The following is a 22,608-nucleotide window of genomic DNA, read 5'->3' as shown; positions in this document are numbered from 1 at the left end:
ATTCAGATCTCCGCGCCCTTCGGCGCTCCGATCATCGGGCGGGGTCACGGCACCCCGCAGCGCTTGAGGGTCAGCGGGAAGTCGTTGCAGCCGGGGAAGGTGATCTCGTTGTCGCCGCGCCGCTCCACGACCAGCAGATTCGGGTTGCCGCTGCAGCCGAAGCCGATATCGGGCGGCAGCCGGGCGGCGATCGCGCCGGTCGGCGCCGCCGGGACCAGCCGGATCTCGACCCCGTTCGCCCGCCCGGCGACCGTTTCGATCGCGCGCTGGCGATAGCCGACATCGAGCACCGCGGCCCGCATCACGACATCGCGGGTGAAGATCACCGTCGGCTGCCCGAAACAGGCGGGCCCGGTGTCGCTCGCCAGGTTGGTGCCGCCGGTCCAGGAGCCAAAAAGCCAGGCATGCGGCGGGCCGCCGGCCTGCTGCGCATCGGCGCCGGTCGCCAACAGGGGCAGGGCCAGAATCGCCATCTGCCAGAACCGCTTCATTCGGTGCCTCCGTCCGGGTTGCCCCATCCATAGAGCAAGCCGGGGCCGGCGGGAAACGCCCGGTCGCGGGATTTGGCTGCCGGGGCCAGCGGGAATACCGGGCAATAAGGCCGGACAAGCTGCACGCAATGGTTGCTAGAGTGTTAACAACCAATTGCCCGATGCTGTCGCCATGCGCATTCGTCCGGTGCCCCCACCCCGTTCGCTGCCGCGCCACACGACACGGCGCCGGGGCGGCGCGTTGACGAATTCTTCACCCTTGGGGCTCATGATCCTCGACATGATCAGCCTCAACAGCCTCGCGGCCTTCACCACGGAGGTCTCGCGCAACGCCGGCATCCAGGGTGGTGTGCAGGGCGTTCGGGACTCCTCCTCGACCTATGGTGCGCAGACGGCGCGCCCGGTCGACCCGGCGCAGCGGCCGCTGCAGGCGGTGCCCCCGCCCCCGGCACAGAACCTGCCACGCGGGTCGTTGCTCGACCTCAGGGTGTGACGGTCCGGGGCGCGCAAGCGCCCCTTTCCTTTTTCGTCCTTGTTCTGAAGCCCTGACCGGGGCGTCAGCCGGCCCGGGCCGTTTCCTCCGGGGTGCGCAAGGTCAGCGACAAGGCATGCAGGCCACCCGCGAATTCCGTGGCCAGCAGCGCATGCACGGCGCGCGACCGTGCGACGCGGGTCAGGCCCGCGAAACCCTCCGCCACCACCAGGACGTTATAATGCGTCTCGCCGCCCGGCCGCGCGCCGGCATGGCCGGCATGGCGATCGCTGTCGTCCACGACGCGGATCGCGGCGCCCGGATAGGCGGCGCGCAGGGCATCTTCGATTCGCTCGGCACGGGTGCTCATGTCACCCCCACATCTGGCAAGGGCACGCATGGCTGTCCAGCATCCTCCAGCCGCTTGCGGAGCTGCGGCGGCACGCCCATAACCGGTCCATGGCCAGACGCGGAGAGCGAACGCGGAGCTTCACGGCCGAGCCCGAGACCCCGCCGCGTCCCTGCGACCAGCCGGATTGTCCCGAGCCCGGTGAGTATCGCGCGCCCGTCGATCGCCGGCATCTTCGCGAGTACCGCTGGTTCTGCCTGGCGCATGTGCGCGCCTACAATGCGGCCTGGGACTACTACAAGGGTCTTGGTCCGAACGAGATCGAGGGGCATATACGGGCCGATGCCGGCTGGCAGCGCCCGACCTGGCCGCTTGGCCGCCTCGGCTCCGCCCGCCCGATCGACCCGTCGCTGCTGCGCGATCCGCTCGGGCTGTTCCGCGAGGGGGCCGGGCAGGCGCCCCGCCGCCCGGCACGGGACGAGACGCCGCCCGAGCTGCGCGCTGCGCTGGACGTACTCGACCTGACCTGGCCGCTCGACCAGCCGACGCTGCGCGCCCGCTACAAGGAGCTGGCCAAGCGCTTCCACCCGGACGCCAATGGCGGCAACCGGGATGCGGAGGAACGGCTGAAGGACATCAACCGTGCCTATAGCCTGCTGCGGAAGCGCCTGATGCCGCGGAGTGCCGCGATGGAGGCTTCGCCGGCGCCAGCCGCCGGGTAGCCGGACGCGGAATCCCGCCCTAGGATCATCATTCGAACAAGAGCACCGGACGACAATGACCAAGGTTGCGAACCTCGCAGAAATCCGTCCCACCTCGGCGATCGATGTCCCGGACATCACCGTGAATGCGCGCGAGGTCTTCGGCGTCGACATCGATCTCGACGTGCCCGCCTTTTCGACGCGCACCGAGCATGTGCCGGAGTTCGACACCACCTACCGCTTCGACAAGGAGACGACGCTCGCGATTCTCGCCGGCTTCGCCTTCAACCGCCGCGTGATGATCCAAGGCTATCACGGCACCGGCAAGTCGACCCATATCGAGCAGGTCGCGGCGCGCCTCAACTGGCCCTGCATCCGCGTCAACCTCGACAGCCACATCAGCCGCATCGACCTGATCGGCAAGGACGCGATCGTCCTGAAGGACGGCAAGCAGATCACCGAGTTCCGTGAGGGCATCCTGCCCTGGGCGCTCCAGCATCCCTGCGCCCTGGTGTTCGACGAGTATGACGCCGGCCGCCCGGACGTGATGTTCGTGATCCAGCGCGTACTGGAGGTCGAGGGCAAGCTGACCTTGCTCGACCAGAACCGCGTCATCCGCCCGCACCCGCAGTTCCGCCTGTTCTCGACCGCCAATACGGTCGGGCTCGGCGACACCACCGGCCTCTATCACGGCACCCAGCAGATCAATCAGGGCCAGATGGACCGCTGGAACATTGTCGCCACCCTGAACTACCTGCCGCACGCGCAGGAGACGGAGATCGTGCTGGCCAAGCTCGGCGCCGAGGGCGACGCCAAGATGAAGAAGCAGATCGAGGCGATGGTGGCACTGGCCGACCTGACCCGCGCCGGCTTCATCGCCGGCGACATCAGCACCGTCATGTCGCCGCGCACCGTCATCACCTGGGCGGACAATGCCAAGATCTTCGGCGATATCGGCTTCGCCTTCCGCCTGTCCTTCCTGAACAAGTGCGATGAGGCGGAGCGGCAGACGGTGGCCGAATACTACCAGCGCTGCTTCAACGAGGAGCTGCCCTCGGGCAGCATGCTGAAGAAGGCCGGGTAAGAGCCCGTTTCGGAATGGCGCGGCGGCGATCCGGCGGTCCTTTTCCGCCCCTGCCGCGCCGGCTTCCTCGCCGATGCAACCAGCATTGGCTGCGTCACCCGACACGACAGGGACGAAAAATGCCTCGCCCGCTCACCACCACCCCATTCCGAAACAGGCTCTGAGTGACCGCGCCGCGCTTCCTGCTGCACCACGCGCCGAGATCGCGCTCCGCGCGCATCCTCTGGTTGCTGGAGGAAGCGGGGGCGCCCTACGCCTTGGCGCGGCATGACCTGGACCAGGCGACGCACAAGCGGCCTGAGTTCCTGGCGGTGAACCCTTTCGGGAAGCTGCCGGCGCTGGTCGATCGCGGCCCGGACGGCACCTGGGACGCGGTGGTGACGGAAAGCGTCGCCATCTGCGCCTATGTCGCGGACGTGCTGCCCGAGGCTGGGCTGGCGCCGCCACCGGGCACGCCGGAGCGCGCGGCCTATGCCACCTGGCTCGGCTTCGGCGCTGCCGTGCTGGAACCGGCCTTCGCCGACCTCGCCTTCCCCCGCGCGCAGGAACCGCCGGCGCGCGCCATCGGCTGGCCGTCTTTCGCGACCGCCCTCGAACGGATCGAGGCCGCGCTGACGCCCGGCCCTTATCTGCTCGGGGAGCGTTTCTCCGCCGCCGACATCATGGTCGGCGGCATGCTGCAATGGGCCGTGCAATGGGGAAAGGCGACGGCCGCCCCCGCGACTGCCCGCACCCTCGCGGCGCTCGACGCCCGCCCTGCCCTGGCGCGTGCCAGGGCGGTGGATGCATGACGGAACCACGCCCATGATACCGCCGAGCCTTATTGCTGACCCGTTCGCGGATGCTCCGGCCGTGGAGAGGCTTGGCGGTATCGCGCGCGGTGTTGGCGGGGCGGCCGCGCGCGCAACAAAGACTCTCATACCGGCCCAGCCGGAAGGCTGGCCGGTATGAGCGGCAAGCAGGACCTGACGCGGCAGGAAGAATTCAAGCGCGCCACCGCCGGCGTGCTGCGCGCCATCGCGCATGCCTCGCCCGAGGTGCAGGTCACCTACCAGCCCGGCCCTGGCGGCGTCACCGGCAAGCGGGTGCGGCTGCCGCTGCCGACCCGCAGTCTGCCGCCCGCCGAGATGGCCAAGCTGCGCGGTGCCGCCGACGCCGCCGCACTCCGGCTCCGCCATCATGACGAGAGCGTCCACGCCAACCGCGCCCCGGCCCGGCGCGAGGCGAAGGAGATCTTCGACGCGCTGGAGCAGGTGCGCGTCGAGAGCGTCGGCAGCCAGCACATGTCCGGCGTCGCCGCCAATCTCCGCGCCCGCCTCGCCGAGGAATGCGAGGCCGAGGGCTATGACCGCATGACCCGCAAGGACCAGTTGCCGCTCCCGGCGGCACTCGGCCTGCTGGCGCGGGAGAAGCTGTCCGGCCAGCCGGCGCCGATGGCGGCGCAGCGCGTGCTCGACCTCTGGCGCGGCACGCTCGGCGAAGGCGCCGAGCAGGCGCTGGTCGAGATGGCGACGGCGCAGGACGACCAAGCCAATTTCGCCCGCGCCGCGCGCAAGCTGCTGGCCGCCATGGATCTCGCCGAGGCCGAGGTGGAGGCCGAATCCGAGGACCAGGAGGAAGGCGACGAGGGCGAGCAGAGCAGCCCCGTCCAGGACCAGTCCTCCGAGGGCGAAAGCCAGGAGAAGGAAAGCGACCAGACGCTCGGTGCCCAGCCGGAGGCCATGCAGGGCGAGGCCGCCGACGAAGACGCCCAGGAGACCGAGGAGGAAGGTGCCGCGGCAGAGGGCGACGACAAGCCCGGCGGCCCGCAGCAGCGCCGCGAGGTCGTCGATACCGACGACGCTTCCCGCTACCGCGCCTTCACGACCAGCTTCGACGAAGTGATCGAGGCCGACGACCTCTGCGACCCCGAGGAGCTGGCGCGGCTGCGCCAGCAGCTCGACCAGCAGCTTTCGCATCTGCAGGGCGTGGTCTCCAAGCTCGCGAACCGGCTGCAGCGCCGCCTGCTCGCGCAGCAGCAGCGCGCCTGGGACTTCGACCTGGAGGAAGGCACGCTCGACGTCTCCCGCCTCGCGCGCGTGGTCGCGAACCCGACCCTCGCCCTCTCCTACAAGCGGGAGCGGGAGGCGGATTTCCGCGACACCGTGGTGACGCTGCTGATCGACAATTCCGGATCCATGCGCGGCCGACCCATCACCGTCGCCGCCATGTGCTCCGATATCCTGGCGCGCACGTTGGAGCGTTGCGCGGTGAAGACCGAGATCCTCGGCTTCACCACCCGCGCCTGGAAGGGCGGCCAGTCGCGCGAGCGCTGGGTGCAGGAAGGCAAGCCGCGCAACCCCGGCCGGCTGAACGACCTGCGCCACGTCGTCTACAAGGCCGCCGACGCGCCCTGGCGGCGCGCGCGCAAGAATCTCGGCCTGATGCTGCGCGAGGGGCTCCTCAAGGAGAATATCGACGGCGAGGCGCTGGACTGGGCCTACAGGCGCCTGCTGCAGCGGACCGAGCATCGCCGCATCCTGATGGTGATCTCGGACGGGGCGCCGGTCGATGACAGCACGCTTTCCGTCAATCCCGGCAACTACCTGGAGCGCCACCTGCGCAAGGTGATCGCCGATATCGAGGGCCGCGACATCGTGGAGCTCATCGCGATCGGCATTGGCCACGACGTGACGCGCTACTACCGCCGCGCCGTCACCATCGTGGATGCAGAGGAGCTGGGCGGCACCGTGATGAAGAAGCTCGCCGAGCTCTTCGACGAGGATGCGGAGGCTGCCTGGCAACGCGCGGCGGCCGAGCGTGCGCCGCTCGTTGCTTGAGCCTCAAGCGCCGGCGCGCGCATACGCGCGCTTGGCTTTCGCGCTGTCAGGGCGCACCCGGCGCCGCTGATGGTCGCGCGCGGGCCGCATTCGCGGCCTAGGCCTGCTTCGGCTGACGCCTCGCAGTCCGGCCTTTCCGGTGGCGGCCTGCGGCCGCGGGGTGTTAGCCCTACAGAGCCCAAGCGAAGGAGAGGCGGGTGACCGGTCGGTTGGCGTGATGCCGCTGGTGCGGCGCCGTGCCCTCGGCGCAGCCTTCGCTTCCGCCCTTCTGCCCGCCGGCTGCGCGGCCGCCACGACAAGCGGGTCCGCCATCGCGACGCCCTTCGCGCTGCCGGCCGGTTTCGGGGCGACGGGCGGGCTGGAGCTCGATCGCGCGATGATCGGCTTCGGCGGCCTCTCCGGCCTGCATCTTGCCCCCGATCTGCGGCTGACCGCGGTCAGTGATCTCGGCCATTGGATGAGCGCGCGGCTGGTGCTGGACGGCATGCGCCCCGTCGGCCTTGCCGATCTCCGGCGGGGACCGCTGCGCGACGGCGCCGGGCGGCCGCTGCGCCGGCGGGAGGGCGATGCCGAATGCCTGGCGCGCCTGCCGGACGGCACCTGGCTGGTCGGCTTCGAGCGCTGGCATCGCATCCGCGCCTATCGGACCCTCGACGGTCCCGGCGGCTATATCCAGGCACCGCCGGGGCTGGACGCGGCCCCCGACAACCAGGGGCTGGAAAGCCTGACCGTGTTGGCCGACGGCCGCTGGTTCGCGATCGCCGAGGATCTGCCGGCCAGAACGCCGGGCACCACCACCGCCTGGCTTGGTGGGCCGGGGCGCTGGATGGCGCTCGCCTGGCGCCCGGCACCGGATTTCGTGCCGGTGGATGCCGTCGGCCTGCCCGATGGCGGCGCGCTGGTGCTGGAGCGGCGCTTCACGATCTTCGGCGGTTTCGAGGCGCGGCTGACCCGGGTGCCGGCGCCGGCGCTCGCCGCCGCGCGCCCGGACACGGTGCTGCAGGGCGAGGTGCTCTTCTCCACGAGCGACGCGCTGCCGCGCGAGAACTGGGAGGGCGTTTCAGCCATCCGCCACAACGGCGCGCTGCTCGTGACACTCGTCACCGACGACAATGAGCGCAGCTTCCAGCGTGGTCTGATCGCGGTCTTCGCACTCGAAGGCTGAAAGACGCGGACCGGCCACCCACCCATCCTGCAGAGGCTTCGGAGAGCAAGTACCATGCGGCCATGGGCCGCCGCACATCTCTGCGGGGTGAGCGAAGCGATATCCCGAGGCCGCGAATGCGGCCCGCGCGCGACCATCAGCCGCGCCCGGCGCACACCCGACAGCGCGGAAGCCACGTGCGCGGATGCGCGCGCGTCACGCCGAAGGCGTGCCTCTGGCACGACGCGCCTGAGGGCACGATATATTACTCGGGTTCGCCCATCCGAGCATCGGCACCGGCTTCGGCCAGCAGCGCGAACATGGCGCGCCCGGCCTCCTCCACCTGGGCGGGGTCGGCGCCCTTGGCCACCAGCGCGACGCCGCCGCCATCGATGCGGTAATAGGGATAGGAGCCGATATCGAGCGCCGGGAACCGCGCCTGGATGGCGGCGAGACCGGCGGCGATCGCGCCTTCCATTGCGCCCTTCGCATGCACGGCGGTGGAAGTGATGGGCGGGCCGCCGGAGAGCGTCGGCGCCAGGGTCGCGAACATCGCCTGCATGATGCGCGGCACGCCGGCCATCACATGCACATTGCCGATGGTGAAGCCGGGCGCGATGGAGACGGCGTTGTCGATCAGCGTGGCGCCGCGCGGCATGGTCGCCATGCGCTGCCGCGCCAGGTTGAAGTCGCCGGGTGGCGTCTGCTTCGCGTAATGCGAGGCGAGGCGTTCCCAGGCCACGGGATGCGGCTCCCACGGCACGCCGAAGGCCTCGGCCACGCATTCGCTGGTGATGTCGTCATGCGTCGGGCCGATGCCGCCGGTCGTGAAGACGTGGTCGAATTTCTCCCGCACCTCGTTGACCGTCGCGACGATCGTCTCCCGCACATCGGGGATGACGCGCACCTCGCGCAGCGGGATGCCGATCTCGCCCAGGCCGGTCGCGATGAACTGCAGGTTCGCATCGCGGGTGCGCCCCGAGAGCACCTCATTGCCGATGATGAGAAGGCAGGCGATCGGGTTGGCCATGTCATTCCCCTCTCACAGGAAGTCGCGCAGCAGCGCGACCAGCGGCACATCGGCTGGTGGCATCGGGTAGGAAGCGAGCTTTTCCGGCCGCACCCAGGCCAGCGCCTGCCCTTCCCGCCCCGTCACCGTGCCGCGCCAGCGCCGGCAGAGATAGAGGGGCATGAGCAGATGGAAGGCCTCATAGCCGTGGCTCGCGAAAGCGAAGGGGGCGAGGCAGGCCTCGGTGACGTCGATACCGAGCTCCTCATGCAGCTCACGGATCAGCGCGGCCTCGGGCGTCTCCTCCGCATGCATCTTGCCGCCGGGGAATTCCCAGAGGCCGGCGAGCGGCTTGCCCTCCGGCCGCCGCGCCAGCAGCACACGGCCATCGGCGTCGATCAGCGCGCAGGCGGCGACCAGCAGGATGCGCTTGCCGGTGGCTGCCGCCTCCGGCGCGGCCGCGGCCGGCAACGCGGCAGGGGCATCCATATCCTCGCGCCCGGCTTCGAACAGGCGCACCGGCATGGCGCCGCCGCGGGAGACGAAATCCTGCATGCCGGTGCCGGTCTCGCGAAAGCCGATCCGCCGTAGCACGGCATTGGAGCGGGTATTGTCGGCCAGCGCGCTCGCCACCACGCGCTCGATCGGGAGGTTCGCCAAAGCCCAGCGCAGCATGCGTCCGGCAGCCTCGCTGGCCGCGCCATGCCCCCAGAAGCGCCGCCCGACCCAGTAGCCGAGCTCGGCGCGCGTGCCGTTCGGCTCCCTGGTGATGCCGACGCAACCGACCAGCACTTCCCGGTCACCCTCGTGGCCGGTGATCGCGAGGTGCCAGGCGCTGCCCTCTTCCATCTGCACGGCGGTCGAGGCGATCCATTCCTCGGCAAGGCCGCGCGGATAGGGGAAGGGGACGCGCGCCAGCATCTTCGCCACCTCCCAGTCATTCACCAGGCGGTGCAGCGCCGGCGCATCCTCCGCGCGCAGCGCGCGCAAGGTGAAGCGTTCGGTGCGGAGCGGGGCGAATCCTGCGGCCGGGGATAGAGCGTCGGTCATGGGGGCAAAGGCAGGAACGGACGAAAGCGGCGCCGTGTCAACGCGGCCTGTTCGATCTCCACCTTCTCCCGCAGTCGGGCGCCAATCCTGCGGCGTCAGCGAATTGTCATGGGATCTCAGGGAGCTGTCATTTGCCGCCTGCCAGGGCGGCCGGCATAGCCATTGCAAGATCGTTCCGGACAACCCGGTCCGCGCCGCTTGCAAAGGCAGCGCAGGGCTTCGTCGTGCCGGAGGTGGAAGACGGAAGGGCTGTGGCGGATGACCGACGGTATCGCGCTCCTGGGGCGGCCGGCGTTGAGCGCGATGACGGTGGAGGCCATCGAGCACCGGCTGCTGAGGGGGCTGGCGACAGAGGCGATCATCGCCCGCGCCGGCGCCGCTCTCGTCAGGCCGAACCTGCTGAAATTTGTCCCTTATGCCGGCTGGGCCTTCACGATCGGGACGACGCTCTACGCCGCCTACGAGGCCTATAACGAGGTCCAGGTCGACTGGGCCAAGATGGAGAGTGAGGTCTATGACAGTGGCGATCTCGCTGTCTTCTTAAGGGGCTTCACAGAGGTCCGGCGCAGCTTCGTTGTCTCCGATGCCGGCCGGATCGCTCGGGATAACCAATGGAAATACATCCTGATCCCGTCGGAGATCATGCCGATGATCGCGCAGGTCGATGCGGTCGGAATGGAGATCTATGGCGACATCCTGCAATGGGACCCCGATGGGGCGGGCAGCCGGCGCAGCTCGGCTATGCGTGGCCGATCAGGAGCGGGAGACATCAAGTTGCTGGACGGCACGTCTGTACGCGGCAGCTGGGAAGAGTACCCCTTCGCGGTGACCCAGGTGCCCGGCCGGACAGGCGCGCATGTCGATCGCGTGCCGCTTCGCGAGAACTGGATTCAAGGCGGTTTCATTCGGGCTGCCGCCATGGCGCAAGGCTTCCAGCGCGGCATGACCATTCGCTGCTTCATCGTGTGACGGGAAGATCGCATGGCTGATATCCGCCGAGAACTCCTCGAGGAGGTGGAGGACTGCGTCCGTCGAGTGAAGGTTTTTCAGGAGGCGCAGGGACGTCGCATCCACAAGCACATCAAACGCTCGCGCAAAGGGCGGGAAGGGCTGTTAGAGCTTGAGCAGTTCGGCCTGCCCATCCCCGAGGACTTCCGCGCGCTTTATCACAACCACAATGGCACCGAGCCAGGCCTGATGCCGATGTGGGAAGCGACCGTTTTCTTCGAGTTCGAGTGGTATCCGGCCCAGACGCTGGTTACCGGCAACAAGATCATGCGTCTGGAGAAGCTCAATCCCTTGGTCGGTCGGCTCAATGTTTTCAACGCCACCTCCGCGCTGAGCCTGCAGCTCGACCCCGGTGGCGAGCAGGATGGCGCCATGCCATTGGTGATGACGCTGGGCTCCCTGTCGCGCAATCACTATGTCGGCTTCGACAGCACACTGGCCATGCTACGCTCCGTCTGCGCCGCGCAGGATGCCGGCATCCTGCGCTACCGCACGGAACGTGAGGGGCGGAAGGAAGCCGGCGAGATAGAATACGATCCAAAGGAGCTCTGGGACGTGATCCGGCCGTTCAATCCACGCGCCGACTATTGGCCCAACCTGATCTCCGGCACCCTCGACTGGAACAAAATCGAGTATGAGCTGCCCGCCGGCGGCGTCATAAAGATGGACCCCGAGGTGAGCCGTCTCATCTTCGGAAAGCCGGAAGACTACTATACGAAGCCCGACACGAGGAAGCGCAAGGCCCGCCCATCCGGCAGCGAGGTGGCTCCCGGCGGCCTATCAGGAGCCCGCGAGATGACGGTACTCTTCGACGCCGAGCTCTTCGCCGACTACCACCAGTTCTACCTGACCGACACGGATGGCGGCGGCGACCTGCCGACCGACTGGACCGAGGACGCGCTGCGCGACCGCATCGCCTGCGCCGACGGCGTGCTGGTCGTCACCACTGCGCGCAACATGACCGTCCCGGTGCGTGTCGAGCTGCATGATGCGGAGCCGCGCATCGACATGGCGGCCGCCGACCATGTCGTCCTCGGCAGCCTGCGCACCGAAGGCGAGCTGGCCATCGCCGGCTGCACCGACTACCTGCCCGACGCGGCGCGGGCCAAGGTGCCGCCCGGGAATCTCCGCGCCATGGTGGTCTTCACCGGCCTCGGCACGCTGAGCGAGGACGGGCTCGAAGGCGAGGATCGCTACACCGTGCATCTTTGGCCGAGCGAGGAGACCGGCGTCACCGTGCTCCACCAATGGGACGGCGATTCCTGACACGGCGGCGGGCGATCGGCCCGGTATGGCCGAAGGCCGTCGCCAGCCGGCGCGCTATGTCGTCTTGATGCGCACCGTGCTGGAAATCACACCGATACGCCGCAGCATGTCGTAGGTCCCGCGCATCCGCTTGGTGTTGTAGGTGGCGAGCGTCATGCGGGAGTTCGCCGCGTTCTCCGGGTCATGGTAGATGATCTGGCCCGGGCCATCATCGGTGCCGATCAGGACGGAGATGTGGCCGTAGGTCTGGCCGCCGTGGGTCTTGGTCCAGGCGAAATAGATGGGGCCGTTGTTGCGCAGGAGCATCTCCAGCTCCGTGAGCTTGCGGTCGGTCGCGAGGTTCGGGACGGGTTCCAGGCCTTCCCGCTTGGCCAGGATCTCCTCGCCGCCGCTGGTGGTGTTGATGCCCTTCTTTTTCAGCGCGTCGGTCGCTTCCGTACCGCCAATCGGCAGATGGCCCGCGTTCGGCACGTAGAGCTCGGGCACGCCCAGCCGCGGTCCTGCCTCGAAATGGTAGGCGATCATGCAACAGCTGCAGTACCAGCATCCGGTCGGGTCGTTCAGCTTGCCGCCGCTCCCGAAGCCCAGCTGCGACACAAACGGTACGTCCAGATAAACGCTCATTTGCCGTCCCTTCCGATCTTCGATGGATGCGCGGGGCCTCCCCACCAACAAGCCGGATCAGACGCCGCCGCAAAGTCGGCGCAGCGTCGTCATCGCCACGCTCGGCGATCCCGATTCACCGGCTGATAGTCTCGAGGACGGAGTGACGGTATACGAAACGTACCCAGTTCGAAACAAAAAACCGCGCGCTACTACTTGCAGCCTCTGCGGCGCATCCCGCCGACGAGGCGCCCTTCGCGGAACCGGGTGGTCCGCGTCAGGAGCGACGATGACAATGGTAGAGGTCGCGATGGCCTGGTCGGCGGCCTTACCTTCAGGGCAGCATTCCCGAGACGGCGCCTCGGAGTTCCTCCCGCGCCGCCATCAGCTCCGATAGCTGCCGTTGATGTCGATGTAGCCATGCGTCAGGTCGCAGGTCCACACCGTGGCCTTGCCGCGGCCAAGGCCGATATCGACGGTGATCTCGACCTCGCGGCCCTTCATGTGCGCGACCACCGGCGCCTCGTCATAGCCCGGGATCACACCGCCCTCCCGCGCCATCCAGGTGCCGCCGACGGCGACAGAGAGGCGGTCGCGATCGGCCGGCTCGCCGGCCTTGCCGACCGCCATGACGATGCGGCCCCAATTCGCGTCCTCGCCGGCGATCGCGGTCTTCACAAGCGGCGAATTCGCGATGCTCATGCCGATACGATAGGCGGACTTCGCAGTGACGGCGCCGGTCACGTCGATGCGGATCAGCTTCTGCGCGCCCTCGCCGTCGCGCGCGACCATCAGCGCGAGGTCCATCAGCACCTCGTTCAGCGCGCGCTTGAAGTCCTTGAGCATCGCGCCGCCATCGGCCGGCACGCGCGGATGCTTGGCAGCCCCGGTCGCGAAGAGCAGCACCGTGTCGGAGGTCGAGGTATCACTGTCGACCGTCACGGCGTTGAAGCTGGGGCCGACGCCCTTGCTCAGCAGCGCCTGCAGGGCGCCAGCCGGGATCTTCGCATCGGTCGCGAGGAAGCTCAGCATGGTCGCCATGTCGGGCGCGATCATGCCGCTGCCCTTGGCGATGCCGGCGACGGTCACGGTGGTGTCGCCGATCTTCGCGGTGCGGACCGAGCCCTTCGGGAAGGTGTCGGTGGTCATGATGGACCGCGCGGCCGCGCCCCAGCCATCGGCATGGAGCCTGGCATGCAGGGGTGGCAGCGCCGCCGTCAGCTTCTCGGTCGGCAGCCGCTCGCCGATCACGCCGGTCGAGGCCAGGAAGACCTCGCGCGGCTTGCAGCCGGCCAGTTCCGCCATGGCGCGCGCGGTCTCGGCGCAGGTCTGACGCCCGGCCTTGCCGGTGAAGACGTTGGAATTGCCGGCGGTGACGACCAGCGCCCGGGCCTTGCCGCCCTTCAGCGCGTCCCGGCACCAATCGACCGGCGCGCCCGGGCACTTGTTCTTGGTGAAGACGCCCGCAACGGTGGTACCGGCGGGGAAGACCATCATGGTCACATCCTCGCGCGCCTTGTATCGGATGCCGGCCTCAGCGGAGCCGAGCAGCACCCCCTCGATCGGCGGCATCTCGGGCAGCGGCAACGCAAGCGGGGACACGGGCAAATCCTTGCCGGCCATCGATCGGACCTCGTTCAGCGGCGGGGGACGGAGGGAACGGCGCCACCCCGGCCGGGGGGCGCCGCGGGCGCCGGCGGCTCGGCCCGGTCGGTCGGGCGCTCGGCCGTGCCATCGAGGTTGAAGCGTTCGATACGGGCGGCGCCGCGGATGCGCTCGACCGTCGCGTTCACCTCGTCCTCGAACAACTGCTGGCGAATGGCGTCCCGCGCCTCCTCGAAGGGCTGGGGAGGCGCTGTGCGCCGCTCCTCGACGCGGATCACATGCCAGCCGAAGGGCGTGCGGACCGGATTCTCCGAAACCTGCCCCGGCTGCAGGGCGAAGGCGGCCGCGGCGAATTCCGGCACCAGGTCGCCGCGCTTGAAGAAGCCGAGATCGCCGCCCTGCTGTGCGCCGGGGCCGGTGCTGCGGCGCGTCGCCACCGCGGCGAAATCAGCGCCACCCTGGACCTCGCGCAGCGCCTCCCGTGCCTCGGCTTCGGTCGCCACCAGGATGTGGCGCGCGTGCACCTCCTCCTCCGGAGGGCGGCTGCCGACATCGCGGTCGTAGCGGCGGCGGATCGCCGCGTCATCGATGCGGCCGGCGATCTCGCGCGCGATCAGGGCCTGGGCCAGCTCCTGGTCCTCGGCGCGGCGGATCCGGGCCTGGATCGTCGGATCGCGGTCGAGCCCGGCGCGGCGGGCGGCGCCGACGATGGCGCGCTGCGTCACCATCTGGTCGACGAGCAGCGGCAGCACCACCTGCGGCGGCGCGCCGCGCAGCTCCTCCGGCAGGGTCCGGGCCATGGCGGTGACCTCGGAAAGCGTGATCGGCTCCCCATCCACCCGCGCGACCACTGGGTCCCCCGGGGGGGGCGCCGGCTGGATCGGGGCCGAGCCTGGCGCCGGCTGCTGGGCCAGCGCCGCCGGCGCGGCCAACAGGGCGAAGGCCATCAGCGCGGCACGGGGAAGCGAAGACGGGACAAACAGGCGCATCAGGGCCTCTGGTCAGGGTCGCGCGGACCATGGCCGAAGCGGCCCGGAGGGACAAGGCGCCTATCCGGGCATGGCGCACGGTGCCTCCGAATTGACCTTGCCCCCCTGCCCGCCTATCTGTCCGGGGCCGCGCCCGAGCCGCGCCGCATATCGGCCGGAGAGCCCCAGCCCTCATGCTTTCGACCATGTTCTCGGGCCTTGCCCGCGCCATTTTCGGCACCACCAACGACCGCGCGCTGAAGCGCCTGCAGGCGCAGGTGCCGGCGATCAATGCCTTGGAAGCGACGTTCGAGGCCCTGTCCGATGATGCGCTGCGCGGCAAGACTGCCGAGTTCCGCGCCCGCCTTGGCAAGGGCGAGACGCTGGACGACCTGCTGCCGGAAGCCTTCGCGACCGTTCGGGAAGCCGCCAAGCGCGTGCTCGGCATGCGCCATTTCGATGTCCAGATGATCGGCGGCATGGTGCTGCACGAGGGCAAGATCGCCGAGATGAAGACCGGCGAAGGCAAGACCCTGGTCGCCACCCTGCCGGTCTATCTCAACGCACTTCCCGGCAAGGGCGTGCATGTCGTCACCGTGAACGACTACCTGGCCACCCGCGACAGCGAGTGGATGGGGCGGATCTACGGCTTTCTCGGCCTGACCACCGGCGTGATCGTGCACGGGCTGAACGACGACCAGCGGCGCGCCGCCTATGCCTGCGACGTCACCTACGGCACCAACAACGAATTCGGCTTCGACTACCTGCGCGACAACATGAAGTACCGGCTGGAGGAGATGGTCCAGCGCGACTTCGCCTATGCGATCGTCGACGAGGTGGACAGCATCCTGGTCGACGAGGCGCGGACGCCGCTGATCATCTCCGGCCCCACCGACGACACCTCCGACCTCTACCGCCAGGTCGACCTGGTGATGAAGGAGCTGGTGCGCGACCCCGAGACCTTCGAGAAGGACGAGAAGCAGCGCACCGCCTCGCTCACCGAGACCGGCAGCGAGCGCGTCGAGGAGATGCTGCGCGAGGCCGGGATCCTCGAGGAGGGCAACCTCTACGACATCCACAACGTGACCGTGGTGCACCACGTCAACCAGTCGCTGCGCGCGCATGCGCTGTTCAACCGCGACATCGAATACATCGTCCACCAGGACAAGATCGTCATCATCGATGAGTTCACCGGCCGCATGATGGAAGGCCGGCGCTATTCGGATGGGCTGCACCAGGCGCTGGAGGCCAAGGAAGGCGTCACCATCCAACCGGAAAACCAGACGCTCGCCTCCATCACCTTCCAGAACTATTTCCGCCTCTTCCCGAAGCTCGCCGGCATGACTGGCACGGCATCGACCGAAGCCGACGAGTTCGCCGAGATCTACAAGCTGGAAGTGGTGGAGATCCCGACCAACGTGCCGGTCGCGCGCATCGACGGCGATGACGAGGTCTACCGGTCGGCGGAGGAGAAATACGCCGCCGTCGCGACCCTGATCGACGAGGCGCGGCTGCGCGGCCAGCCCTGCCTGGTCGGCACCACCAGCATCGAGAAGTCGGAGATCATCTCGGCGCTGCTCAAGAAGAAGGGCGTGCCGCATCAGGTGCTGAACGCCCGCTACCATGAGCAGGAAGCCGGCATCGTGGCCCAGGCCGGCCGCCCGGGCGCGGTCACCATCGCGACCAACATGGCCGGCCGCGGCACCGACATCCAGCTCGGCGGCAATGCCGACATGCTGGCGCGGCAGGAAGTCGGCAATGCCGACAGCCCGGAATACGAAGCGGCACTCGCGCGCCACAAGGCAGAGATCGAGGAGCTGCGCCCGAAGGTGAAGGAGGCCGGCGGCCTCTTCGTCATCGGCACCGAGCGGCACGAGTCGCGGCGCATCGACAACCAGCTCCGCGGCCGCTCCGGCCGCCAGGGCGACCCCGGCGCCTCGCGCTTCTTCCTGTCGCTGGAAGACGACCTGATGCGCATCTTCGGGTCCGACCGCATGGGCGGCATGCTGCAGCGCCTCGGCCTCAAGGAAGGCGAGGCGATCGTCCATCCCTGGATCAACAAGGCGCTGGAGCGGGCGCAGAAGAAGGTCGAGGCGCGCAACTTCGACACCCGCAAGAACCTGCTCAAATACGACGACGTCATGAACGACCAGCGCAAGGAGGTGTATGCCCAGCGGCGCGCGTTCATGATGGCCGACGACGTCGCCGAGACCGTCGCCGAGATGCGTCGCGAAGCGATCGAGGAAATGGTCTCCCGTGCCATTCCGGAGAACGCCTATCCCGAGCAATGGGACCTGCCGGCGCTGGAAGCCGCGGTGCAGGAGACGCTCGGCCTCTCGCTGCCGGTCGCCGAATGGGCGCGCGAGGAAGGCATCGACGACGAGGCGGTGCGCGAGCGGCTGATGGATGCGGCCGACCGCCACATGGCCGCCAAGGCCGCCGATATCGGCCCCGACCTGATGCGCATGGTCGAGAAGTCGCTGCTGCTGCAGGTCTTCGACCAGGTGTGGAAGGAGCATCTGCTGGCGCTCGATCATCTGCGCCAGGGCATCGGCCTCCGCGCCTATGGCCAGCGCGATCCGCTGAACGAGTACAAGGCCGAAGCCTTCACGCTGTTCAACACCATGCTGATCGACCTGCGGGGACGGGTGACCAGCCTGCTGATGCGCATCGAGCTTCGCCCCGAAGCGCCGTTGCCGACGCCGGAGCCGGTCCGTGTGCTCGACATGCGCCATCCCGATCCCGCCACCCAGGAATACGAGATGGCGCAGGAGGATGGCGGCTACGGCGCGCCGGTGGCGACGCGGCCGGTGGCCGCGGCGGTCGATCCGAACAATCCCACGACCTGGGGCAGCACGCCGCGCAACGCGCCCTGCCCCTGCGGCTCCGGCAAGAAGTTCAAGCACTGCCACGGGCGCAACTGAGAGGCGGCCGGGGCATGGCCTACCTGCAGGACGGCAAGCCGATTCGCCTCGGCGATTTCGCCCGCATGGCCGCGAAGGGTGAGAAGATCGCCTCCCTCACCTGCTATGATTCCAGCTTCGCGGCGCTGCTCGACCGCAGCGGCGTCGAGCTGTTCCTGGTCGGCGATTCCATGGGCAACGTGCTGCAGGGCCATGGCTCGACCCTGCCGGTGACGCTGGAGCAGGTGGAGTACCACACCGCATCCGTCCTGCGCGGCACCAGGCGGGCCATGGTGATGGCCGACCTGCCCTTCGGCAGCTACCAGGAAAGCCGCGAACAGGCCTTCCGCAGCGCCGCCCGGCTGATGGCCGCCGGCGCCCATATGGTGAAGATCGAAGGCGGCGCCTGGCTGGCGGAGACGGTGCGTTTCCTGGTGGAGCGCGGCATTCCCGTCTGCGCCCATATCGGCCTGACGCCACAATCGGTGAACACGCTCGGCGGCTACCGCGTGCAGGGCGCCAGGCCCGAGGGCGCGGCGCGGCTGGAGGCAGATGCGAAGGCGCTGGAAGAGGCCGGCGCCGCGCTCTGCGTCATCGAGATGGTGCCGGCGGCGCTCGGTGCGGCGATCACCGCCGCCTGCCCGCGCATGCCGACCATCGGCATCGGCGCCGGGCCGGATTGCGCTGGGCAGATCCTGGTGCTGCACGACATGATCGGCGTCTATCCGGGCAGGACCGCGCGCTTCACCAAGGATTTCCTGGCCGGGGCGGGCAGCATCGACGCCGCTATCGCCGCTTATGTCGCAGCGGTGAAGGAGGGGCGCTTTCCCGCCCCGGAGCATTGCTACTGATGCCCGGCTTTCGTGGCCGGGCCTCGGCGCGCAGGGTTGGTGTGGCGGCTGCGCGCGAAACTAAAGACTCGCGCAGGGTTGGCGTGGCGGCTGCGCGAGAAACCATGAAGCGCGCCAGCTACGCCCTGCTCGCGGCGCTCTTGGCGACCGCACCGGCGCAGGCCCACTTCGAATACACCCGCTGGGGCATGACGGAGCAGCAGGTGATCGCCGCTTCCCGCGGCGCGGCGCGGGTGCTGCCGGCGCCGGAGCGCCGCTCGGCCGGGGCGATCGAGTATCGCGTCACCGCCAGCCAGCGCACGGATGCCGGCCCCAGCTTCACCGTCGCCTTCGGCTTTGCCTCCCCGGGCGGGCTGCGCTGCATCAGCTATCGCGCCGATGGCGACGGGGCCGGCATCGCGTTGCGCGCTTGGTTGATTCGCCGCTACGGCCAGCCCACCGCACGCGGCGGCCGGACCGAGCAGGGCGAGGAGAGCCTTGCCTGGACGCGGCCGGACCAGATCGACGCGGAGTTCGGGCCGCGCGGCGCGCTGGCGCTGCAATGCCAGGGTGACTGAGAGACCGTTTGGGAATAGCTGCGGGTCGGTCTGGCGGGCCTTTTCCGCCCCTGCCGTACCGGCTTCCTTGCCGATGCAACCAGCATCGGCTGCGTCAGTCGCCACGGCAGGAACGAAAAATCCCCGCCACACCTTCGCCGCAGCCATTCCCAAATGGTCTCTGGCGGCTGGCGCATCTTCCCCGATCGGGTGATTCCACCTGATTGGGAGCTGCTCTAACCGTTGTGGTTGATGTGAACGTTGACCGACCAGGTCTTCCCGGCCTGAAGCAGGCGGATAAAATTCGCCTGCGAATTTCCCTGGCGACTGCCAGTCCACTTCGCGGCCGGTCCCATCATATGGACGTTGAGTGATTCCAGGGTCCCGGCATTGACGTAGATCTGCTTCCACTTGGTGAAAGCCAGCTTGATCTCGGCGAGTGTCCACTCGCCCTTCACCTCAAGCTGGTAGGCGCTGTAGTTGCCGGAAACGCCGCCGGACGAGGCGCTGCCGCATTGGGCCTGGACCAAGGCGCACAGCGTCTTTGCACGCTCGTCAAGCGCTTTCGCGGCGTCGGCCGACTTCTTCTCTGCCTCGGCCTTCAGACGTGCAGCTTGCTGCTGCGGCGTCTCCGCAGGTTTCGGCTGGGCCACCAACGCCGCCCAGCTCACGACCACCACCTCGATCCGAATGACGCCACTACCAGCCTCCTGATTTCATTTTTTTGGCAGAATAAACAACCGCCGGATCCTGCCGCGACGACAAATCGAAGTCGAGATAATATCCTGTCACGCGAGAGCCGCTTCTCAGATCCGCCTGAGCGGCACCCGTGTCGACAGGACGGCCGCGACGGCACAGAAGCCGGCGGCGGTCAGGAACATCGCCCGGAAGGCTGCGGACAGCGCCGCCTTCAGCCCAGCCGCATCCTCGGCCGGCAAGGTCGCCACCAGCCCAGGTGCCGCCACGACCCGCGAGAACAACGTCGCCACTTCACCACCGGCCAGCGCCAGCCCGCCGAACAGCACCGCGCCCAGCAGCGCCGTTCCGGTCGCCGCGCCGAGGTTGCGGGAGAGCTGGACGGACGCGGCCGCCGCACCGAGCCGCGCCGCCCCCGCCGCCACCTGCACCGTGGTCTGCGCCACCGGGAAGGACGTGCCGAAGCCGACCGCCGTCGCCCCCAGCATCACCGGCAGCAGCCAGATCGGCGCGACATGGGCGACGAGTGCGATGGCGGCCAGCATGGCCGCCGCCCAGGTCAGGCCGAAGCCCGGCCAGACCATGCTGCGCCCGGTCTTCAGCATCATCCGCCCGGCGAACATGGCACCCACCGCGCCACAGACCGAGAGCGGCAGCAGCACCAGCCCGGAGGTCGCCGGCGACAACCCGCGCACCGCCTGGAGGAAGATCGGCATGAAGGCGATGGAGCCGACCAGCGCCCCGAAGACGCAGGCACCGAGCAGGTTGGTGCGCCAGATGGAAGGCTCGGTCAGCAGCCCGATCGGCAGCAGCGGGTCGGGCGCCCGCTTCTCCCAGGCGATCAGCACCACCAGCGCCGCGACCGCCAGCAAGCCGAGGGCGCCGGCCAGCGGCAGCGTCGCGGCATCCATCCGCCGTGCCTGGTCGAGCGCCACCAGCGCCGGCGCGACCACCAGCAGGAACAGCCCGAGCCCGAGCCAGTCGAAGCGCAGCCGCGTCTGGCGCGCAGGGGGCTGGCGCGGCAGGCGCGTCGCCAGCGCCATGGCCAGGAGGGCGAGCGGCGGCAGCACCAGAAAGATCATGCGCCAGCCGAAATGCTGGGTCAGGAAGCCGCCGACCACCGGCCCGAAGGTTGCGGCCGAGGCATAGATCGAGGCGATGTGGCCCTGGAAGCGCCCGCGTTCCCGTGGCGGCAGTGCTTCCCCGATCAGGGAGACGGCGATGGTCAGCAGCGCGCCGCCGCCGATCCCCTGCAGGATGCGTCCGCCGATCAGCACGGCCAGCGACGGCGCCATGGCATTGATCAGGCAGCCCGCGAACGTGATGCCGAGGGCGACGAAGAGCAGCCGCCGTCGCCCGAAGGCATCGCCCAATTGCCCGAAGGCGGGGGCGGCGCAGGTGCCGGCGACCAGATAGGCCACCATCACCCAGGACACTTGCTCGACGGCGGCGAATTCGGCGGCGATCGCCGGCAGCGCGGTGGCGGCGGCCGTCTGGTCGACGGCGGCGACGAAGATCGCCAGCGCGATGGCGGGAAAGCCGCGCAGGAAGGCGCGATGCCGAGCCTCGGCCGTGTCGGGGCTCGTATCGTCCCCGCGTTCCGACGCCCGATTCAGACCTCCGCGCCCTTCGGCGCTCCGGTCATCGGGCTCGGTCACAGCGCCCCGACTCGCCCCATCTCCAAGAACTTCTCGCGCCGACGGGCGCGCAAGGTGGCGCCGTCGAGCGCGGTCAGCGGCTCCAGCACCTCGGCGATGCGGTCGCCGACGGCGGCCAGCATGTGGTCGCGGTCGCGGTGCGCGCCGCCCAGCGGCTCCGGCACCACGGCATCGATCAAGGCCAGGCGCTTCAGGTCGTCGGCGGTCAGCCGCAGCGCCTCCGCGGCCGTCGGTGCCTGCGCCGCGTCGCGCCAGAGGATGGAGGCACAGCCTTCCGGCGAGATCACCGAATAGATCGCATGCTCCAGCATCAGGATGCGGTCGGCGGCAGCGAGCGCGATGGCGCCGCCCGAGCCGCCTTCCCCGATGACGGTCGCGATAAAGGGAACCGGGGCGTCGAGCCCGGCCTCGATCGATCGGGCGATGGCTTCCGCCTGGCCGCGCGCCTCGGCCTCGATCCCCGGAAAGGCGCCGGCGGTGTCGACGAAAGAGAGGATCGGCAGGCCGAAGCGCCCCGCGAGTTCCATCAGGCGCCGAGCCTTGCGGTAGCCCTCCGGCCGCGCCATGCCGAAATTATGCTTCACGCGGCTTTCGGTGTCGTGGCCGCGCTCGGTGCCCAGCACCATCACGGCGCGGCCGCGGAAGCGGCCCATGCCGCCCAGCACCGCCGCGTCATCGGCGAAGGCGCGGTCGCCGGCCAGCGGCGTGAAGCCATCGATCAGCGCCGCGATGTAGTCGGAGGCGTGCGGCCGTTCCGGATGGCGGGCGACCAGCGCCTTCTGCCAGGGGGTCAGCTTCGCATAGGTCGCCTGCAGCAGCTTGTGCGCCTTGTCGCGGAGACGCCCGACCTCCTCGGCGACATCGATCCCCCCCGCATCGGTGGTGCGGCGGAGCTCCTCGATCTTGCCCTCGAGCTCGGCGATCGGTTTTTCGAAATCAAGGAAATGGCGCATGGCCGGGGCGGGTTAGCCGAAAACCGGGCTGGACGTAAGGGCGCGGGGACTCAGCAATTGTTTCAGGAACCCGCGGATCCACCCTCGGCGAGGGGGTGATACGCCGCGAGCAGGGCGCGCAGCCGCTCCTCCAGCACCCGGGTGTAGATCTGGGTCGTCGCGATGTCGGCATGACCGAGCAGGATCTGCAGCGACCTGAGATCCGCCCCGTGCCCGAGCAGGTGGCTGGCGAAGGAATGGCGCAGCACATGCGGGCTGACCCGCTCTGGGTCGATGCCGGCGGCCAGTGCCACCTCCTTCAGCAGCAGCCCGAGGCCCTGCCGGGTCAGGTGCCCGGCGGCGGCGCGCGAGGGGAAGAGCCAGCGCGCCCCGCGGGCGGCGCCAGGCTTGCCCTCCCGCGCTGCCAGCCGCTCGTCCCGCGCCGCCAGCGCCAGGCTGCGGG

Annotated in this window: 22 protein-coding genes; 11 read left to right on the top strand and 11 right to left on the bottom strand. The window is 69.2% G+C overall.

All coding sequences use genetic code 11. The annotated features are described in order from the left end of the window. Positions 1-44: 44 nt before the first annotated feature. Positions 45-491 (bottom strand): hypothetical protein, encoded by a 447-nt coding sequence (locus GXW71_RS18260; protein WP_211853989.1) that lies wholly within the window; start codon positions 489-491, stop codon positions 45-47. A gap of 280 nt (positions 492-771) precedes the next feature. On the opposite strand from GXW71_RS18260, the gene GXW71_RS18255 reads away from it, so the two are divergent. Further along, complete coding sequence (locus GXW71_RS18255; RefSeq protein WP_211853988.1) at positions 772-984, top strand: hypothetical protein; 213 nt, start codon at positions 772-774, stop codon at positions 982-984. 64 nt (positions 985-1,048) lie between these two features. On the opposite strand, the gene GXW71_RS18250 is transcribed toward GXW71_RS18255, so the two are convergent. After that, complete coding sequence (locus GXW71_RS18250; protein ID WP_211853987.1) at positions 1,049-1,333, bottom strand: BolA family protein; 285 nt, start codon at positions 1,331-1,333, stop codon at positions 1,049-1,051. 89 nt (positions 1,334-1,422) lie between these two features. Between GXW71_RS18250 and GXW71_RS18245 the strand changes: the two genes are divergently transcribed. The 5 genes from GXW71_RS18245 (at position 1,423) to GXW71_RS18225 (ending at position 7,081) form a co-directional block, all read left to right on the top strand. Continuing rightward, entirely contained in the window at positions 1,423-2,034 is a 612-nt protein-coding gene (locus GXW71_RS18245) for a J domain-containing protein (RefSeq protein WP_211853986.1), read from the top strand. A gap of 55 nt (positions 2,035-2,089) precedes the next feature. Beyond that, positions 2,090-3,097 (top strand): cobaltochelatase subunit CobS, encoded by a 1,008-nt coding sequence (gene cobS, locus GXW71_RS18240; protein ID WP_211853985.1) that lies wholly within the window; start codon positions 2,090-2,092, stop codon positions 3,095-3,097. 164 nt (positions 3,098-3,261) lie between these two features. Next, a complete protein-coding gene (locus GXW71_RS18235; protein ID WP_211853984.1) occupies positions 3,262-3,888 on the top strand; it encodes a glutathione S-transferase family protein in 627 nt (208 codons plus the stop codon). Positions 3,889-4,044: 156 nt separating this feature from the next. Next, a complete protein-coding gene (cobT, locus tag GXW71_RS18230; RefSeq protein WP_211853983.1) occupies positions 4,045-5,916 on the top strand; it encodes a cobaltochelatase subunit CobT in 1,872 nt (623 codons plus the stop codon). A 226-nt stretch (positions 5,917-6,142) separates the two neighbouring features. After that, positions 6,143-7,081, top strand: a complete 939-nt coding sequence (locus tag GXW71_RS18225) for an esterase-like activity of phytase family protein (protein ID WP_211853982.1) — start codon at positions 6,143-6,145, stop codon at positions 7,079-7,081. Between the two features lie 244 nt (positions 7,082-7,325). Here the strand turns inward: GXW71_RS18225 and GXW71_RS18220 are convergent, their stop codons facing one another. Then, a complete protein-coding gene (locus GXW71_RS18220) occupies positions 7,326-8,090 on the bottom strand; it encodes a competence/damage-inducible protein A (RefSeq protein ID WP_211853981.1) in 765 nt (254 codons plus the stop codon). Positions 8,091-8,102: 12 nt separating this feature from the next. Then, entirely contained in the window at positions 8,103-9,119 is a 1,017-nt protein-coding gene (locus GXW71_RS18215; RefSeq protein ID WP_211853980.1) for a bifunctional GNAT family N-acetyltransferase/(deoxy)nucleoside triphosphate pyrophosphohydrolase, read from the bottom strand. 258 nt (positions 9,120-9,377) lie between these two features. On the opposite strand from GXW71_RS18215, the gene GXW71_RS18210 reads away from it, so the two are divergent. Together GXW71_RS18210 and GXW71_RS18205 are read left to right on the top strand one after the other, a co-directional pair. Then, the gene (locus GXW71_RS18210) at positions 9,378-10,088 is read left to right on the top strand and encodes a NucA/NucB deoxyribonuclease domain-containing protein (RefSeq protein ID WP_211853979.1); all 711 of its coding nucleotides are present in this window, start codon (positions 9,378-9,380) and stop codon (positions 10,086-10,088) included. A 12-nt stretch (positions 10,089-10,100) separates the two neighbouring features. After that, positions 10,101-11,393, top strand: a complete 1,293-nt coding sequence (locus GXW71_RS18205) for an SMI1/KNR4 family protein (protein WP_211853978.1) — start codon at positions 10,101-10,103, stop codon at positions 11,391-11,393. A gap of 54 nt (positions 11,394-11,447) precedes the next feature. On the opposite strand, the gene GXW71_RS18200 is transcribed toward GXW71_RS18205, so the two are convergent. The 3 genes from GXW71_RS18200 to GXW71_RS18190 all read right to left on the bottom strand — a co-directional run bounded on the left by GXW71_RS18200 (position 11,448) and on the right by GXW71_RS18190 (position 14,590). Further along, on the bottom strand, positions 11,448-12,017 hold the full coding sequence (locus GXW71_RS18200) for a papain-like cysteine protease family protein (RefSeq protein WP_211853977.1): 570 nt from the start codon (positions 12,015-12,017) through the stop codon (positions 11,448-11,450). 363 nt (positions 12,018-12,380) lie between these two features. After that, a complete protein-coding gene (gene argJ / locus GXW71_RS18195; protein WP_211853976.1) occupies positions 12,381-13,619 on the bottom strand; it encodes a bifunctional glutamate N-acetyltransferase/amino-acid acetyltransferase ArgJ in 1,239 nt (412 codons plus the stop codon). A gap of 14 nt (positions 13,620-13,633) precedes the next feature. Further along, on the bottom strand, positions 13,634-14,590 hold the full coding sequence (locus GXW71_RS18190; RefSeq protein WP_211853975.1) for a peptidylprolyl isomerase: 957 nt from the start codon (positions 14,588-14,590) through the stop codon (positions 13,634-13,636). A gap of 185 nt (positions 14,591-14,775) precedes the next feature. Here GXW71_RS18190 and secA point away from each other — a divergent pair, with 185 nt between their 5' ends. The 3 genes from secA to GXW71_RS18175 all read left to right on the top strand — a co-directional run bounded on the left by secA (position 14,776) and on the right by GXW71_RS18175 (position 18,880). Next, entirely contained in the window at positions 14,776-17,493 is a 2,718-nt protein-coding gene (secA, locus tag GXW71_RS18185) for a preprotein translocase subunit SecA (protein ID WP_211854079.1), read from the top strand. A 14-nt stretch (positions 17,494-17,507) separates the two neighbouring features. Further along, positions 17,508-18,323: a 3-methyl-2-oxobutanoate hydroxymethyltransferase gene (panB, locus tag GXW71_RS18180; protein ID WP_211853974.1), complete on the top strand. Its 816-nt coding sequence runs from the start codon at positions 17,508-17,510 to the stop codon at positions 18,321-18,323. 104 nt (positions 18,324-18,427) lie between these two features. Then, positions 18,428-18,880 (top strand): hypothetical protein, encoded by a 453-nt coding sequence (locus GXW71_RS18175; protein WP_211853973.1) that lies wholly within the window; start codon positions 18,428-18,430, stop codon positions 18,878-18,880. A gap of 215 nt (positions 18,881-19,095) precedes the next feature. Here GXW71_RS18175 and GXW71_RS18170 read toward each other — a convergent pair whose 3' ends face one another. From GXW71_RS18170 to GXW71_RS18155, 4 genes are all read right to left on the bottom strand, one after another. Further along, positions 19,096-19,536: a hypothetical protein gene (locus tag GXW71_RS18170; protein WP_211853972.1), complete on the bottom strand. Its 441-nt coding sequence runs from the start codon at positions 19,534-19,536 to the stop codon at positions 19,096-19,098. Between the two features lie 129 nt (positions 19,537-19,665). After that, positions 19,666-21,213 (bottom strand): MFS transporter, encoded by a 1,548-nt coding sequence (locus GXW71_RS18165; protein ID WP_211853971.1) that lies wholly within the window; start codon positions 21,211-21,213, stop codon positions 19,666-19,668. Further along, a complete protein-coding gene (locus tag GXW71_RS18160) occupies positions 21,210-22,166 on the bottom strand; it encodes an acetyl-CoA carboxylase carboxyltransferase subunit alpha (protein WP_211853970.1) in 957 nt (318 codons plus the stop codon). Before GXW71_RS18160 ends, GXW71_RS18165 begins: the two co-directional genes overlap by 4 nt. Before the next feature lie 62 nt (positions 22,167-22,228). Next, the coding region (locus GXW71_RS18155; protein WP_211853969.1) for a tyrosine-type recombinase/integrase at positions 22,229-22,608 on the bottom strand (380 nt) is incomplete at its 5' end.

It is taken from the genome of Plastoroseomonas hellenica, from assembly GCF_018129085.1.
GTDB lineage: Bacteria > Pseudomonadota > Alphaproteobacteria > Acetobacterales > Acetobacteraceae > Plastoroseomonas > Plastoroseomonas hellenica.
This window is presented reverse-complemented; position numbering and strand designations above follow the sequence as displayed.

Excerpts from the sequence above, each read along its gene's own strand:
- GXW71_RS18260 (WP_211853989.1), bottom strand. The coding sequence starts at position 491 with ATGAAGCGGTTCTGGCAGATGGCGATTCTGGCCCTGCCCCTGTTGGCG.
- GXW71_RS18255 (WP_211853988.1), top strand. The coding sequence starts at position 772 with ATGATCAGCCTCAACAGCCTCGCGGCCTTCACCACGGAGGTCTCGCGC.
- GXW71_RS18250 (WP_211853987.1), bottom strand. The coding sequence starts at position 1,333 with ATGAGCACCCGTGCCGAGCGAATCGAAGATGCCCTGCGCGCCGCCTAT.
- GXW71_RS18245 (WP_211853986.1), top strand. The coding sequence starts at position 1,423 with ATGGCCAGACGCGGAGAGCGAACGCGGAGCTTCACGGCCGAGCCCGAG.
- cobS (WP_211853985.1), top strand. The coding sequence starts at position 2,090 with ATGACCAAGGTTGCGAACCTCGCAGAAATCCGTCCCACCTCGGCGATC.
- cobT (WP_211853983.1), top strand. The coding sequence starts at position 4,045 with ATGAGCGGCAAGCAGGACCTGACGCGGCAGGAAGAATTCAAGCGCGCC.
- GXW71_RS18220 (WP_211853981.1), bottom strand. The coding sequence starts at position 8,090 with ATGGCCAACCCGATCGCCTGCCTTCTCATCATCGGCAATGAGGTGCTC.
- GXW71_RS18215 (WP_211853980.1), bottom strand. The coding sequence starts at position 9,119 with ATGACCGACGCTCTATCCCCGGCCGCAGGATTCGCCCCGCTCCGCACC.
- GXW71_RS18210 (WP_211853979.1), top strand. The coding sequence starts at position 9,378 with ATGACCGACGGTATCGCGCTCCTGGGGCGGCCGGCGTTGAGCGCGATG.
- GXW71_RS18205 (WP_211853978.1), top strand. The coding sequence starts at position 10,101 with ATGGCTGATATCCGCCGAGAACTCCTCGAGGAGGTGGAGGACTGCGTC.
- GXW71_RS18200 (WP_211853977.1), bottom strand. The coding sequence starts at position 12,017 with ATGAGCGTTTATCTGGACGTACCGTTTGTGTCGCAGCTGGGCTTCGGG.
- argJ (WP_211853976.1), bottom strand. The coding sequence starts at position 13,619 with ATGGCCGGCAAGGATTTGCCCGTGTCCCCGCTTGCGTTGCCGCTGCCC.
- GXW71_RS18190 (WP_211853975.1), bottom strand. The coding sequence starts at position 14,590 with ATGCGCCTGTTTGTCCCGTCTTCGCTTCCCCGTGCCGCGCTGATGGCC.
- secA (WP_211854079.1), top strand. The coding sequence starts at position 14,776 with ATGTTCTCGGGCCTTGCCCGCGCCATTTTCGGCACCACCAACGACCGC.
- panB (WP_211853974.1), top strand. The coding sequence starts at position 17,508 with ATGGCCTACCTGCAGGACGGCAAGCCGATTCGCCTCGGCGATTTCGCC.
- GXW71_RS18175 (WP_211853973.1), top strand. The coding sequence starts at position 18,428 with ATGAAGCGCGCCAGCTACGCCCTGCTCGCGGCGCTCTTGGCGACCGCA.
- GXW71_RS18160 (WP_211853970.1), bottom strand. The coding sequence starts at position 22,166 with ATGCGCCATTTCCTTGATTTCGAAAAACCGATCGCCGAGCTCGAGGGC.